Annotated in this window: 11 protein-coding genes and 1 pseudogene; 9 read left to right on the plus strand and 3 right to left on the minus strand. The window is 44.4% G+C overall.

The genetic code is table 11. The annotated features are described in order from the left end of the window. Positions 1–1,041: 1,041 nt before the first annotated feature. Positions 1,042–1,530 (minus strand): Gx transporter family protein, encoded by a 489-nt coding sequence (locus AB5026_RS06245; RefSeq protein WP_147602668.1) that lies wholly within the window; start codon positions 1,528–1,530, stop codon positions 1,042–1,044. Positions 1,531–1,645: 115 nt separating this feature from the next. Next, positions 1,646–2,020, minus strand: coding sequence for a NusG domain II-containing protein (locus tag AB5026_RS06250; RefSeq protein WP_021652703.1), 375 nt, complete (start codon positions 2,018–2,020; stop codon positions 1,646–1,648). A 446-nt stretch (positions 2,021–2,466) separates the two neighbouring features. Here AB5026_RS06250 and AB5026_RS06255 point away from each other — a divergent pair, with 446 nt between their 5' ends. The 8 genes from AB5026_RS06255 to AB5026_RS06290 all read left to right on the plus strand — a co-directional run bounded on the left by AB5026_RS06255 (position 2,467) and on the right by AB5026_RS06290 (position 13,732). Beyond that, complete coding sequence (locus AB5026_RS06255) at positions 2,467–3,069, plus strand: FMN-binding protein (protein ID WP_279030612.1); 603 nt, start codon at positions 2,467–2,469, stop codon at positions 3,067–3,069. After that, a complete protein-coding gene (locus AB5026_RS06260) occupies positions 3,066–3,839 on the plus strand; it encodes a 4Fe-4S binding protein (protein ID WP_178687957.1) in 774 nt (257 codons plus the stop codon). Before AB5026_RS06255 ends, AB5026_RS06260 begins: the two co-directional genes overlap by 4 nt. A 3-nt stretch (positions 3,840–3,842) precedes the next feature. Next, positions 3,843–4,907, plus strand: a complete 1,065-nt coding sequence (locus AB5026_RS06265; protein WP_178687955.1) for an FAD:protein FMN transferase — start codon at positions 3,843–3,845, stop codon at positions 4,905–4,907. A gap of 125 nt (positions 4,908–5,032) precedes the next feature. After that, entirely contained in the window at positions 5,033–7,282 is a 2,250-nt protein-coding gene (locus AB5026_RS06270) for a penicillin-binding Tp47 domain C-containing protein (RefSeq protein ID WP_303023760.1), read from the plus strand. A gap of 164 nt (positions 7,283–7,446) precedes the next feature. Continuing rightward, positions 7,447–9,060 carry an FMN-binding protein gene (locus AB5026_RS06275; protein ID WP_368212981.1) on the plus strand — a complete coding sequence of 538 codons (1,614 nt, stop codon included), beginning with the start codon at positions 7,447–7,449 and terminating at the stop codon, positions 9,058–9,060. A 347-nt stretch (positions 9,061–9,407) separates the two neighbouring features. Further along, positions 9,408–10,355 (plus strand): L-lactate dehydrogenase, encoded by a 948-nt coding sequence (locus tag AB5026_RS06280; RefSeq protein ID WP_015526226.1) that lies wholly within the window; start codon positions 9,408–9,410, stop codon positions 10,353–10,355. A gap of 72 nt (positions 10,356–10,427) precedes the next feature. Beyond that, positions 10,428–12,584 carry a Tex family protein gene (locus tag AB5026_RS06285; RefSeq protein WP_015526225.1) on the plus strand — a complete coding sequence of 719 codons (2,157 nt, stop codon included), beginning with the start codon at positions 10,428–10,430 and terminating at the stop codon, positions 12,582–12,584. Positions 12,585–12,868: 284 nt separating this feature from the next. Continuing rightward, a complete protein-coding gene (locus AB5026_RS06290) occupies positions 12,869–13,732 on the plus strand; it encodes a mechanosensitive ion channel family protein (RefSeq protein ID WP_306557223.1) in 864 nt (287 codons plus the stop codon). A gap of 122 nt (positions 13,733–13,854) precedes the next feature. Here the strand turns inward: AB5026_RS06290 and AB5026_RS06295 are convergent. Further along, positions 13,855–14,115, minus strand: a pseudogene (locus tag AB5026_RS06295) (hypothetical protein); the annotation flags it as partial. Positions 14,116–14,466: 351 nt separating this feature from the next. Here AB5026_RS06295 and AB5026_RS06300 point away from each other — a divergent pair. After that, positions 14,467–15,180 (plus strand): hypothetical protein, encoded by a 714-nt coding sequence (locus AB5026_RS06300; protein ID WP_021652713.1) that lies wholly within the window; start codon positions 14,467–14,469, stop codon positions 15,178–15,180. Positions 15,181–15,485 lie beyond the last annotated feature (305 nt).

The following is a 15,485-nucleotide window of genomic DNA, read 5'->3' on the forward strand; positions in this document are numbered from 1 at the left end:
GGGGGAAAGCACTCAAAGTTGCGAAGCCCGCTTTTCCCCCTCGAGCTCCCCCTTTCCGGGCACGCAGCTATTGTAGGCTGTAGAAATATGTGAAGATATTGGAGGGGCGATGGATTCTACTACGTTGGCTGTGGAAGGTTGAGCCGATTTATGCTGACGTAAATATATTGGCGAAGCCTGTTCCTGAATAACAGCGATACACCACAATCCAGAGAACAAGCCCGCTACGCAGTCCACTTTCCCATTCAGCCAGAAGCGATAAACAGTGAAGAAGCAATAATCAGCGCCGAAGCAACAATCGGCTCAGCCTGCTACTGTCGGTACAGCAGAATACAGTGCCGAAGCAATAATCGGCTCAGCCTGCTACTGCCAGTGCAGCAGAATACATGGCCGAAGCAATAATCGGCTCAGCCTGCTACTGCCAGTGCAGCAGAATACAAGACAGAATCAATAATCGGCTTAGCCTGCTACTGCCAGTGCAGCAGAATGCAAGGCCGAATCAATAATCGGCTCAGCCTGTCACTGCCGATACAGCAGAATACAGGACTGAGCCGATACACTTACACATTCCACAACGCATCACAGTGGCGTGGCCAGGAGGGGAAGAGCGCGAGAAGGGGAGACGGCCTTCGCAACTATGAGTGCTTCCCCTTCTCGCAAATTACCCACTTTCAAAAAGTGAAAACTATAATCCAAAAAAATCAAACCATCCAATTTCCTCTCACTTTCAAAAAGTGAAAACTATAATTCAAAAAAATCAAACCATCCAATTTCCTCACACTTCAAAAGGTGAAAACTACAATCCCCAAAAATCAAACTATCCAATTTATCTCACTTCAAAAAGTGAAAACTATAATCCAAAAAAAATCAAACCATCCAATTTCCTCTCACTTCAAAAAGTGAAAACTACAATCCCCAAAAATCAAACTACCCAATTTATCTCACTTCAAAAAGTGAAAACTATAATCTAAAAAATCAAACCACACAATTTCCCCTCACTTAAAAAAGTGAAAACCATAATCCAAAAAGCAAACCACATAATTATAGATTCAAAGGAAGTCGTCCCACAACCTCCTTTGTCAACCCACCTATGAGAATCCCCGCCAGGACACCTGCCACCAGCAGTGCCGGTGCATAAACCATCAAACTCGTATTGCTCACCACGATCATGGCAACGATCAGCTGCCCGATATTATGTGTGACACCACCGGCCACACTGATACCGATCAGACTGAAGCCGGAATGTTTTTTCAAAAGATCCATCACAGTCAGGCTAAGCGCAGCGCCAGCCAGACTATACAAAATACTGAACAGATTTCCAAACATAAATCCGATCACCAGGATTCTGACAACGGACACGAGAGCCGCTTCTTTTACAGAATATCGGTCCAGTATAAAAAGCACCGCCAGGTTTGCAAGCCCGAGCTTGATACCCGGAATTCCTGTAAATACAGGGACCAGAGACTCCACATATCCAAAAATGATCGCTACTGCGGCAAATAATCCGAGATAAGCTGTTTTTCGTTTCATAAATAAATCCTTTCATTTGTTGCAGGAATATCGTTGCAGAAACAGCACAGACAGAATACCGTCTGTCAGAGAAAACTCTACGGAGAACACGTATTACGCATATTCTCCGGAAATTTTATGTCACCGCATCAATTTTAGGCGAACTCTCCGAATCCGAATCCTCTGCAGTATTTTCCCCTTCTATCACAACCTTATTAGGAAGGCAGATGATGGAACCGCCGTGCTCGTCCACAGCCTTCTGTTTCATACAGTAATGATCCGGGCAGGTTGCTTCGATCATTGTAACTTTTCCATCTTTGATCTCGCAGACATTGGTGTCTCCGATGTGGATGATCTGGTCCTGGGAAAGCGAATAGGTTCCGAATTCTTTTCCGTCAACGGTAATACGGATCGTATTATGGGAACGTTTCCCCGCAATCTGAAAACCAAGCCAGAGAACCCCCGCCAGAATCAGGATCCCGGCAATAAAAATCAATTCTTTTTTCTTCAAAACAAATCTCCATTTCTGTTACAGATTCAGAAAAATCATATCATAATCGAAATTAAAAGGCAAACATAAGTTAATGATATCTAACCATAATTCATACAGCTGTTCCCAACGGAAAGGGAGGAGTGGCGATGATTTTTCTTTTATAAAAGACATAAAACAGAAAAATTCATATTGGAAAAAGTTATAAACTACTAACAAAAGTGTAGACAAGAAAAAAAACAGGTGATATAATACCTAACTGTAAGTTAGCATCGTCTAATTTTATAAAAAAGATTAATCAAAACTAATTTATGTATATGGATAAAAACTATATAATTTATCCAAAAGACAGTTATACGCAGATTACAGGACTGGATCGAGAGCATCTGACGCAGCCATATATGTTCGCACAGTTGAGCCTGATGCAGCAATTTACGGAATTGTTATAAATACAAGGGAGAAAAGAGATGAAAAATCAGAATTTTTATATGAGAGTGATCTCCTTACTGCTGGTGATCCTGGCTGTACTTTTTTATAACAGTAGCATGAAAGCCCAGGCAAATGAAAAAGAGATCGCGGCTCTGACAGATAAGGTAGATACACTTCAGGAGCAGCAGAATGAACTTCTCAGTGCGCTGGAGACGAGTTATGTAAATCGTATGCAGAATCAGGCAGCATCTGTAGGATCAGGCAGCAGTGATGCAGATACAGCAGGCGATGACAAAACAACAGACACTTCAGACGGCAATGTATCCGATGCAGACGCAGAGGACACAGCAACCACAGATTCCGATAATGTATATAAAGATGGAACCTATACAGGAGAAGCCGAGGGATACGGCGGGACCATTCAGGTGGAGGTGACACTTACCGGTGATGAGATCACATCCATCAACGTAGTCAGCGCCCCAGGTGAGGACAGTGCATATCTTTCACAGGCAGAGAGTGTGATCGATTCCATCCTGAGTGCTCAGAGTACAGATGTGGATACCGTATCTGGAGCAACGTTCAGCTCCACAGGAATCCTAAACGCAGTGGATGCGGCACTTGGAAAGGCGGAAAACTCATGAAAAAAAGACAGCGGGAGGTAAGGCTGATGCGTGCGGGAATACAGCTGGCATTTTTTATTGCCGCCCCGTCTCTGTTTTCTACAGCCTTTGCAGGTATCAAATCGATCTTTCTTGCCATTGCGGCCGGTCAGCCGGTGGAGTGGAATTCCTTTCTGACTGTAACGGCAGTGCTTCTGATCTTTACCTGCTTTTTCGGAAGACATTTCTGCGGATATGCGTGTGCATTCGGATCTTTCGGAGATGCCGTATATGAAGGCTTTTCCTGGATCCGGATGAAATGCTTTCACAAAAAAAAGAAACCGGTTCTTTCCGAAAAAATGGTTCACGGGCTTCAGAAAGTCAAATATATCGTACTGGCACTGATCCTGCTTTCCTGCCTTACAGGTGTATACGGAAAGCTTACGGGAACCAGCCCGTGGGATGTTTTTTCCATGCTCACGGCAGGACGGCTCCCGAACAGCAAATATCTGGTGGGAATTGTGCTCCTGGTGCTGATCATTGTGGGAATGTGTACACAGGAAAGGTTTTTCTGCCAGTTTCTCTGTCCCATGGGAGCGGTTTTTGCATTAATGCCAATCCTTCCGGGTGCACTGTTTCGGAGAAACCGTGAGAAATGTCCGCCGAAATGTGGTCTCTGTAAAAAAAGATGTCCGGCTCATCTGGATATCGACGGTGACACAGGCAGATCCGGCGAATGTCTTTGCTGTCACGCATGTGCCGCAGCCTGCCCGAGAAAAAATATTCATATTGGAACAATTGAGGAAAAATGATCTATGAGATATCAGGCTCTGAAAAAGAAAACTTTTCTGGCAGCAGTTACATTTACAGGAATTGCGGTGTTGTTTCCTGTGCTGTGCATGGCTGCTTCGGAAAATGATGTACAGACATATACCGATACAGATTTTGCAATGGATACTGTGGTATCAGAAACACTCTATACCACAGGTGACGATATAAACAGTAAGCTGACAGCTGTGCTGACAGATGTGGAGACGAACCTTCTTTCCTGGACCAATGAGAAGTCCCAAATCTATAAGGTGAATGCAGACAGCGGAAAAGATACGGAGATTTCCGACGAGCTTTCCGGATACCTGAAACGTCTTCTGAAGATCGCAGAGGATTCTGACGGAGCCTTTGACCCAACCATCGGGAAGCTGATCCGCCTGTGGGATATTGGAGGGGAAAACCAGAAAATTCCGGAAGAAGCAGAAATTAAGAATGTTCTGAAGGATTCCGGATATCAGAAGATTTTTCTTGACGGAAATACGGTCCACATGGAGGAGAGCTGTTCTCTGGATCTTGGAGCAGCGGGAAAGGGTATTGGCTGTGACCTGATCCTTAAAGAACTGGAAACAAAGAAGGATGTAACAGCAGCACTTATGAATCTGGGAGGAAGCAGTGTCATGACCTACGGAAGCAAGCCGGATGGTTCTTCCTGGAATGTGGCAGTGACAGATCCCAGAGCTGAAAATGAGGATGACTATCTTGGTGTGGTTGCCTTAAATGGTACAGAATTTCTTTCCACATCCGGAGATTATGAGAAATATTTTATCGAAAATGGTGTAAGGTATCACCACATTATGGACCCATCTACCGGCTATCCGGCAGAAAGCGGAGTGACCGGGGTAACGGTAGTCTGTGACTCAGGTCTGGAGGCAGATGCGCTTTCCACAGCATGTTTTGTGCTGGGGGTGGAAAAAGGGACACAGCTGTTGAAAGCTCACGGTGCAGACGGACTTTTTGTGGATGAAGACCATCATGTGTATCTCACTGAGGGGATGAAGGAGCGGTTCAGCCTGCTTGCGGATTCCTATAGTGTGGAGGATATTGCAGAGTGAAGCTGATCTCCCGGCAATCCGGTTTATGACTGTTTGGCAGAGGGAATGCTCATATCCGCAGTACTTGCGATAGTAAACCTGGAAAGGGTTCTATAAATATATCATATTTTTAGGAGGAATAAGCAATGCAGAAGTGGAATCTATTGAAAAAAACAGCTCCATGCATTTTAAGTCTTGCAGTGGCAGCAACAACCTTTCCGACCGCTGTAATGGCATCTGATCTTGATGCAGCCGTGGTTTCCGAGGCAGAGGCAGGAGATACGGAGGATTTTAGCACAGAGGAAACGGCAGAGGATACTGAAGCTGTAGCAGAAGAAGCTATAGAGGATGCTGCAGACATAACAGAAGAAGCAGCAGAGGATGCAGCAGTGCCAGAAGCTGCTGCAGACGAGACAGAGGATATCCAGCAGGAAGATACAGCAGAGGAAGCAGACCCGTTCTCTACAGGGGAAGAGGATTTCACAGAAGGCGATGAAGTGGCGGAAGCATTTTCCGATTCTGACCAGCTGACAGGCGAGTATCAGTACGTATATGCAGGACTTACCTGGGGTGAGTACTGGGCAGCAGAAGGCGTATATGCAGCTGGAGATACAAGCTCTTCAGAAGAGAAGGATTCACATAGTGAGTTTGATACAGGAGCTTTTGATACAGTAACAAGAGCGACTGCAAATCATGGACTTCACAGAGGAAGCTATCAGACAGAAGCTACGATCATTGCTGAAGACGGAACCAGATTCGACGTATCCTACTGGGAGGATAAAGGAAGCACACTTTATCTTACAGACGGTTCCAAGGTAAAATGGAACAGAGGCAGTATAACAACAGAAGATGGAAAAACCTATACGATGGATCATTATGAGATATATGGTCTGAAATATGTCCCGGTAGCAGTTAAGACCGCAGATTTTGCAGATTTCTGCAAAAAGTATAATGTTGTACAGGATGGAGCTGTGCTCTCCGGAGGATACAGTGAAAACAATCTTCAGTATTATAAAGGCCTTGTGGCAGACGTAAATGCACAGACAAATGGTCTGAAATATGCGGAGAAAAATGGTGACGGCTTTACATTTACAGCAAGAAAATCAGACGGAACAGCTTCCGGTATCAAGGATCAGGCGTTAAAAACAGCAACAGAGATCAAGCCGAGTGTAAAAGCAGCAAGCGGAAGCTACGGCGAATTCCTCCGTGTGGATCTCAATGGAAATTATGGCGATCTTGGTGCAAATATGCAGGCTGTACGCTGGGATTATTATGGAGATGATTCCACATATACAAAATGCCTCGCTTCTTATGGAACCAAGTTTGCCGCAGATAACTGGATGCATAAAGCAATGGGAATCCAGCTTGGACTTACAAAATCTGCACGCTGCAAGCTTCCGGGAGGAACAGACGGAACAGGATACTGGAAACTGACAGTGTATGCTCTTGGATATAATGACTATACCTACAGCTTCCAGGCAACTGCAGAGAATATCGTAAATCCTACAATGGAGCCAACTGATTTTACAAGTCTTAAAACAGAAGTGGAAGCTGCAAAGGCTCTGGCAGAGGCAGATTACACAATTGCAACCTGGAAGTCCTTTGCCGGTGAGCTTCAGGAAGCAGAAGACATTCTTGCAAAAACAGATGCAAGTCAGGCTGAGGTAAATGAAGCACTTGAACATCTTCAGGGAGCAGAGAAAGAGCTTCAGAAGGTAACAGTTACACTTGATAAGACAGCAGCAGCTGTATATACAGGAAAAACAACGACTCTTAAGGCAACAACAAATGACAGCGATGCAGCAGTAACATTTAAGTCCGGCAACACAAAGGTTGCAACGGTAAGCAGCAAGGGTGTTGTTAAAGGCGTAAAAGCCGGAACAGCAGTTATCACAGCAAAGGTAGGAAATACCACAGCAACCTGCAAGGTAACAGTAAAAGCTTCTACAATTAAATTTGCAAAGGCTTCCGTAACGATCTACAAAGGAAAAACAGCAACTGTAAAAGCAACTGCAACACCATCTGCAACTGTAAAATACACAAGCAGCAACACAAAGGTTGCAACCGTAAACAGTAAAACAGGTGTTGTAAAAGGAATTAAAGCAGGAACCGTTACGATTACAGCAAAGGCAGGAGCCCTGAAGACAACCTGCAAAGTAGTTGTCAAGAATCCTGCATTCAGTCTTGTAAAATCCTCTGCAACGATCAAAAAAGGTAAAACAACAACCATCAGATCCAAAGCAGCACCTGCAGGCAAGGTTACATATACAAGCAGCAATAAAAAAGTTGCAGCTGTAAACAGCAAGGGTGTTGTAAAGGGAATCAAAAAAGGTAAAGCAACGATCACAGTGAAATGCAACGGAATTACAAAGAAATTTGTGGTAACTGTTAAATAATGCAACTGTTTAGCAAAGAGTAAGAACAACCTCTGCCGCAGACCCTTTTATGTCTGCGGCAGAGGTCTGCTCATTTCTACAGCAATCCGGAAAATCACCTGGAATGCGATACAGAGCATATGCCTGACGGGAAGCCGCATAGAAAGAGGGGAGAACAAGTATCCATGGAAAAAGAGTTAAAAGATAAAAAACCAGCCGAAAATGGCACACCCAAGGTGCCCTGGACGAAAATGATCCCTGCAGCAGCTGTGATTGCGGCGCTTGCGTTTTCGGGCATAAAGGCGAAGGGATCCGAGGAATCAACGGAAGCAGTACAGAAAGCAGAGACAACCGTGATGTCTGCTTCGGAGTTGGAAAAATATCTCGGATATGAAGAAGGAAATACTGTTTCTGACAGCACATCTGCCTCAGATAAGAAAAACAGTACATCAAAGAAAAGCTCATCAAAGAAAAGTGCGAAAAAAACAGCAGCAAAAAAAAGTTCTGGTACGAGAACGGTTTCAGAATCAGCAAAAAGCAATGTCGGTGCGGCAGGACAGGGTTCTACCCAGACCCCGGTAGCGGCAGTTCCGGCCAATGGCTATAAAGATGGAGTATATGAAGGATCTGGAACCGGATTCGGTGGTACGATCCGTGTACAGGTAACAGTCAGCGGAGGAAAGATCGCAGCCATTGATATTCTGGAGGCATCTGGAGAAACTGCGTCGTATTTTGCGTCAGCTCAGGGTGTGATCAGCAGGATGATTGCCGGAAATACACCGAATGTAGATGCAGTAAGTGGAGCAACCTATTCCTCCAACGGAATCATCCAGGCAGTTCAGAATGCCCTCTCCCAGGCAGCGGCAGATGGAAACAGCCAGCAGGTCACCCCTACACCTGCGGCAACTGCTTTACCAACTCCGACATCAGCTCCGTCACCTACAAAAAAACCATCCAAAAAACCATCTCCTACAAAGAAACCGGAAGATCCGGACAGTCCCAAAAAATATCTGGACGGTAAATATACAGCTTCGGCAAAGGGCTTCAATGGAGATGTGAAAGTAACTGTGACCATCAAGGATGGAGTGATCGAAGCTCTGAAACAGGAAAATACGGACACGGAGCAGTTTTTTGAAAAAGCATGGAGCATGCTGGAAGAACAGATCATTGGCACGGATTCTGTGGATGATATTGATGCAGTAAGCGGAGCCACCTATTCCTCCAACGGAATTCTGAACGCTGTAAAAAAAGCTCTCAAAGAAGCGGTCAATCCGGAGTATGGAAAGAAACCGACACCAACTCCAACAAAGAAACCGACACCAAAGCCAACAGCCACACCGAAACCCACGGCAACGCCGAAACTGACAGCCACACCGAAGCCAACAGAGACACCGGCAGCAACCCCGACGCCGGAGCCGGAAGATCCGGATGTGACGCCGGTTCCGGAGGAGCCTAATGTAACTCCAACACCAGGAACAAATGAGCCGGATGCGACACCGGAGCCAACGGAAGCACCGGAACCGGTGGGAATGTACAGAGATGGAACGTATATGGGATCAGCTTTTGGATATGGAGGAAAAACATATCTGACAATTACGATCTCAGGAGGCCAGATCGCATCCATTGAGCAGACAAATCAGGATACACCGGAATTTTTTGATCCTGCATGGAGCACGATCTATTCTCAGATCATGGCAAACCAGTCGGCGGATGGGATCGATACTGTCAGCGGAGCCACATATTCTTCCGAAGGGATCCTGGACGCTGCACAAAAAGCCCTTGCCCAGGCAAAGAATTAACCGGGTGAACGTTGGAGCAGCTATAAACATCTGAATCTAAGCCAATAATAAGAGGTGAAAGAAACCTCTGGACTTCTTGATTTTTTTTGAAGTTCAGAGGTTTTTTGCTAGGTTTCTGAAATTGCTTCTATAAATCGATAAAAAAATAACAGGAATGTATACAGAATAATAGGAAAAATATCAGAAAATATAAGTGGTTTAAATAATTTGAAATGCAAATTAGCGGGGATTAACCTGAGAAATACAATAAAATTTTTATTGCACAGGGCAATGTTTTATGTTATGTTTGAATGTGTGTAATTAAAGTTGTTATTAAAATGACAAACAACGCTGAAAGGAGAACAAATATGAGCAGTAAAATTACGATCATCGGAGCAGGAAGTGTAGGAGCAACTATCGCTTATACCTTATCACAGAGGAGTATTGCATCAGAGATCGTTCTGATCGATATTAACAAAGATAAGGCTGAAGGTGAGGTTATGGATATTGAGCAGGGAACCAGTTTCCGTGAGCCGATCTCCATCGTGGCAGGAGATTACCCGGATGCTGTAGATTCTGACATTGTGATCATCACTTCCGGTATTGCCAGAAAACCGGGACAGACTCGCATCGAGCTGACACAGACCAACGTCAACATTATGAAGAGTATTACTCCGGAGATCGTAAAGGTGGCTCCCAAAGCGCTTTATATTATCGTAAGTAATCCATGTGATATTATGACTTATGCATTTGCAAAGCTTTCCGGACTGCCGGAAAATCAGATCCTTGGTTCCGGAACCGCCCTGGATACGGCCCGTCTCCGCTGCAGACTTTCTCAGCACTACGGTGTATCTGAGAAAAATATCCACGCCTATGTATTCGGAGAGCATGGAGATACTTCCTTTGTACCGTGGTCCAGAGCCTTTGTTGCAGGTGCGACCCTTGATGAGTTTGACAAGATCGTTCATGAGGATCAGAAAGATCTGCAGCCACTTGACAGAGAAGAGGTTCTGGAGTATGTTCATACTTCAGGATCAACTGTGATCGCCAAGAAGGGTGCTACATTTTATGCGGTAGCCGTATCTGTTTGCAGACTTTGCTCGCTTCTTCTTGCAGCATCTGATACAATAGTCAGTGTATCAACCATGCTTCACGGAGAGTACGGTGTTGAAGACGTATGTCTTAGTACCATGGCTTCTATCGGACCGGAAGGTGTAAAACGTATCGTTCGTGTTCCGCTGACCGAGGAGGAGACAGAGAAGCTTCATGCAAGCGCCAATGCTCTGAAGGACGTGATCGCACAGATTGATCTTTGATAAATGTCAGAAGCTGTGTAAAGAGGAAAAAGCAGCCTCAGGCAAATTTGAAACAACGGGAGAAAGATAAAAATGGATATTATTCAGGTAATTACCAGAGAATTGAACGTTGAGAAATGGCAGGTCGAGGCAGCGGTTAAGCTGATCGATGAAGGCTGCACCATTCCTTTTATTTCCAGATACCGTAAGGAAGCAACCGGTACACTGAACGACGAACAGCTTCGTAATCTTAATGAGAGACTTACTTATTTAAGAAATCTTGAGGATAAAAAGGCTCAGGTTCTGGGCAGCATCGAGGAGCAGGGCAAGCTGACTCCGGAGCTGAAGAAACAGATCGAGGCAGCGCAGACACTCGTTGTGGTAGAGGATCTTTACCGTCCGTACCGCCCGAAGCGCCGTACACGTGCCATCATCGCCAGGGAAAAAGGTCTGGGACCTCTGGCCGACATCATCCTTCTCCAGATGACGAAGAAACCTCTTGAAGAAGAGGCAAAAGCATTTCTTTCTGAGGAAAAAGAAGTCAAAACTGTGGAAGAGGCCATCAGCGGTGCCAGAGATATCATTGCGGAGCACATTTCCGATGAAGCAGATTATCGCATCAGCATCCGTAAGAGAACAATGGATAAGGGAACTATATGTTCCACCGCAAGAGATGAGAAGGAGCAGTCTGTATACGAGATGTATTATGACTTTGAAGAGCCGGTGAAAAAGCTTGCAGGTCATCGTGTCCTTGCTCTGAACCGTGGTGAGAAAGAGAAATTCCTTACTGTGAAGATCCTTGCACCTGAGGAAGAGATCATCCGTTATCTTGAAAAACAGGTGATCGTCCGCGATAATCCATATACTACACCTGTTCTGAAAGAAGCCATTGAGGACAGCTATAAACGTCTCATCGGACCGGCTATTGAGCGTGAGATCCGAAGCGCCCTTACAGAGGCAGCAGAGGACGGTGCCATCCATGTCTTTGGCAAAAATCTGGAGCAGCTTCTCATGCAGCCTCCAATTGCAGGACAGGTAGTTCTTGGCTGGGACCCTGCCTTCCGTACCGGATGCAAGCTGGCAGTGGTAGATCCTACCGGAAAGGTTCTGGATACCACAGTTATTTATCCCACAGCACCAACCAATGAGACCAAGATTCGTGCCGCAAAGGAAACCCTGAAAAAGCTTATCAGCAAATATCATGTGACACTGATCTCTGTAGGAAACGGAACGGCATCCAGAGAATCCGAGCAGATCATCGTGGAGCTTCTTAAGGAAATCCCGGAAAAGGTCCAGTACGTCATCACCAACGAGGCGGGTGCTTCTGTATATTCCGCAAGCAAGCTTGCCACGGAAGAATTCCCGAATTTCGATGTTGGACAGAGAAGCGCCGCATCCATCGCAAGACGTGTACAGGATCCGCTTGCAGAGCTTGTAAAGATCGATCCGAAATCCATCGGTGTCGGTCAGTATCAGCATGATATGAACCAGAAAAAGCTGGGAGAAGCCCTTAACGGCGTTGTGGAAGATTGTGTAAACAAGGTCGGAGTGGATCTGAATACGGCATCTGCATCCCTTCTGGAGTATATTTCCGGAATCAGCAAGGCCATCGCAAAGAATATTGTAGCCTACCGTGAGGAAAACGGCCGTTTCCAGACAAGAAGAGAGCTTCTTAAGGTTGCCAAGCTTGGTCCGAAAGCCTTTGAGCAGTGTGCAGGTTTCACACGGATCACAGGAGGCAAAAATCCTCTGGACGCGACCAGTGTCCATCCGGAAAGCTATGACGCAGCAAAAAAACTCCTGGAAAAGCTGGGCTACACACCGGAAGATGTGGCAGAGCGTAAGCTTACCGGTATTTCCGGGCAGATCCGCGATTACGGAAAACTGGCAAAGGAGCTGGAGATCGGAGAGCCGACTCTTCGTGATATCGTAAAAGAGCTGGAAAAACCGGCCAGAGATCCGCGAGATGAGATGCCGAAACCGATCCTCCGTACCGATGTCCTGGATATGAAGGATCTGAAGGAAGGCATGGTCCTCAAGGGAACTGTCCGCAATGTTATTGACTTCGGTGCTTTTGTGGATATCGGTGTGCATCAGGACGGACTGGTCCACATCTCCGAGATGAGTGAGAAGTTCATCAAACATCCGCTGGAAGCAGTCAGTGTGGGAGATATCGTGGATGTCCGTGTTCTTGGTGTTGATATGAAGAAAAAACGTATCAGCCTTTCCATGAAGGGGATCAGTAAATAAAGAGAAAAACTGAGTAAAGAGAAGCAGACAGGAATATTCTGCAGCATTCTGCGGGAGATTACCGGACAGAGATGCAATAGAGCTATAACAGAAATACAGCAGTGGTTTATACCCGATACTTTATAAAACCGGAGAAATCAGGTTTACAGGGAAAAACCGCTGCTGTATTATTATATTACCAGATGCGGATTATAGGAAATGCTTATATCAGAAATAAGGGCTTAAGCTCATAGATCGATCCGCACATGTATATCGAATAATCGATCAGACAGGAGGGACTATATTTGGATAGTACTGTACAGACCGTGCAGGAGGTCGGAAATCAGGTAAGCCAGTACAGGCAGATGTTTGAAAATTATCTGCCGGACATCACGAAATTCGGGATCAAGGTTGTTCTGGCTATCATTGCTTTCTGGGTAGGGAGCACGGTGATCAAATGGATCGTAAAGTTTGTGAGGAAATCACTGACAAAATCCAGGCTGGATACAGGAGTGGCGCAGTTCATGTCATCTCTGGTCAAGATCATACTTTACATACTCCTGATCTTTAACATATCCACAAGCTTTGGAGTAAAGGAATCATCCCTGGCAGCACTTCTCGGAACTGCCGGTGTTACTATGGGTCTTGCTCTCCAGGGCGGACTTGCCAACCTGGCAGGAGGTATGATGCTTCTTCTGTTCAAGCCTTTCCAGGTAGGGGATTACATCATCGTTAACGGACAGGACGGAAGCGAGGGAACGGTAGCCAAGGTCGAGATCTGTTATACAACGCTGTTGTCCATCGATAACAAGCACATCGTGATCCCCAACGGTACTCTTTCCAATGCGACCATCACCAACGTAACAGCAAGGGATCAGCGAAGGCTGGAGATCAAAGTAGGGATCTCCTACAATGCAGATATCCAGAAAGCCAAGGATATCCTGGAAGATATCCTCACCGAAGATCCGGATACAAGAGAAGACGAAGAGATGGTGGTATTTGTAGACGAGCTGGCAGAAAGCTCCGTGATCATGGGCTTTCGTGTCTGGGTAGATACCGACCGCTACTGGGCAACCAGATGGAGACTGAACCAGCGGATCAAGGAAGATTTTGATTATTATGGAATTGAGATTCCTTATAATCAGCTGGATGTGCATCTGCATAAATAAATACAGAAAAACACTGATCTGAGATAAGATTGTAAATATGGCCAGATAAAATTATAAAGACCTGGAAGAAATAGGGTAACTAATTTTCTTTCAGGTCTTTTTGTTTGGTATAAAATGAGTGTTTATAAATTGTATTCTTTAAGCAACCTATTTAACAGATTTCTGTCAGTGGCAAGTTTGGGGATTTCATCGGAGCGGCCATCAAGGGCAAGGCGTTGAATAAGATTAAGGATGCGAGTCTCACCAGCCTCATATTCCGCCTTTCGTATTTTCCGTTCTTCCTCTTCTTTGTTGTATTCAAATATACTCATAGCAATAACCTCCGAACGATTTTTGCGAAGAAATTCTTCCAGGATTCCTTCTTTTACACAGTCATTTACAGCATGAGTTACGGTTTTTGTTTTTTGCCATTAGCACTACCTCCTTAGAATGCAGGAGCGTAAGAACAAATAGTGCTGAAAAAACTTCTTCCCAGAACTCCTGCTTATTAATAGAAATGGATTTAAAAGCATGGATTTCTGAAATGAAATAAGAAAAATAAGATGGCAAAATGCCTTGAAATTAAGAGAAATATGCTTTGGATTTATAATAGCATCTGTTGTGGGATTTTTCAATATTTATCAGATATTTTCATCAAAATAAGGAAACATAATTGACATGATAAAACATAAAAGCCTATAATAAAAAATATCGTATATGTGTGAAACATCATACAACAGGAAGGAGAAATAAAGATGAAAAAACTTATGAAAAAACGCTGGATGTCTCTGCTTTTAACTCTGATGATCTGCATGGGAACATTGTGGAGCAGTGTAGTTCCGGTGTATGCGTCTATGGCAGATGAGGCTATGCCTTATACGATGGGAGAGACGTACAGAGGGCAGCACTTTTATAGTAAATACTACAGTTTTACGTTGAAAGAAAAAACGCATGTTTCTTTGCGAGCAACAACATATGATGGTACAGTTGAGTTTTACATTTATAATAGCAATGGTAAGAAGTTCTTGGATAGTGACAATGTAAAATATACGAAAAATGTTACTACAGATGTGTATAAGGGAACTGCTTCCCGCACATTGTCTAAGGGAACATATTATCTGCAAATTTACGATAGCAATAGAGAATATTACTTCACCCTCAACGCCGACAAAACCATTACCCTTGCAAAAGGCAATATCACATCACTGAAAAGTAACAAATCCGGTCAGCTGATTGTATCCTGCAAGAGCGTGCCATATGCCATCGGATACCGTATCCAGTACTCTACAGATTATCGTTTCCGCAAAGGTGTAAAAACTATTTATTCACCGGTAAGGATTAAAACACTTACGAAACTGTCAAAGGGAAAACGATATTATGTAAGAGTAACACCATATACGGTATATACCGATGGGGAGCATGCATGGGGTGCGACTTCTTATGTAAAAAGTGCGGCAGTGAAGAAATAAATAAACCGGCAGCGTATGGAGAAAAAATCCGTACGCTGCCATTTTTTATACTAAAAATAAGGCATTATATGTTATATATGAGGCACAAATAGAATAATAAAAACAAATATGTTCACACAATAAGATGAATTGCAATTTTTGACAGAAATGCATATTGATAGATAATAATAAGGGAACTTATAAAATTGACAATAAGACATTTGAAAGACTATAATGTACATATTAACCATACTTCTGATAAAACTCTGTTCATTTGCAGATGTCAGGACAGAACAGCTGAATGGCAGATCAGAGGAAGGATGTGA

Source organism: Blautia sp. RTP21359st1_E11_RTP21359_211015, assembly GCF_040910705.1.
Lineage (GTDB): Bacteria > Bacillota > Clostridia > Lachnospirales > Lachnospiraceae > Blautia_A > Blautia_A fusiformis.

Coding starts and splice junctions, on each gene's coding strand:
- AB5026_RS06245 (WP_147602668.1), bottom strand. CDS start 1,530: ATGAAACGAAAAACAGCTTATCTCGGATTATTTGCCGCAGTAGCGATC.
- AB5026_RS06265 (WP_178687955.1), top strand. CDS start 3,843: ATGAGATATCAGGCTCTGAAAAAGAAAACTTTTCTGGCAGCAGTTACA.
- AB5026_RS06255 (WP_279030612.1), top strand. CDS start 2,467: ATGAAAAATCAGAATTTTTATATGAGAGTGATCTCCTTACTGCTGGTG.
- AB5026_RS06275 (WP_368212981.1), top strand. CDS start 7,447: ATGGAAAAAGAGTTAAAAGATAAAAAACCAGCCGAAAATGGCACACCC.
- AB5026_RS06270 (WP_303023760.1), top strand. CDS start 5,033: ATGCAGAAGTGGAATCTATTGAAAAAAACAGCTCCATGCATTTTAAGT.
- AB5026_RS06280 (WP_015526226.1), top strand. CDS start 9,408: ATGAGCAGTAAAATTACGATCATCGGAGCAGGAAGTGTAGGAGCAACT.
- AB5026_RS06260 (WP_178687957.1), top strand. CDS start 3,066: ATGAAAAAAAGACAGCGGGAGGTAAGGCTGATGCGTGCGGGAATACAG.
- AB5026_RS06285 (WP_015526225.1), top strand. CDS start 10,428: ATGGATATTATTCAGGTAATTACCAGAGAATTGAACGTTGAGAAATGG.
- AB5026_RS06300 (WP_021652713.1), top strand. CDS start 14,467: ATGAAAAAACTTATGAAAAAACGCTGGATGTCTCTGCTTTTAACTCTG.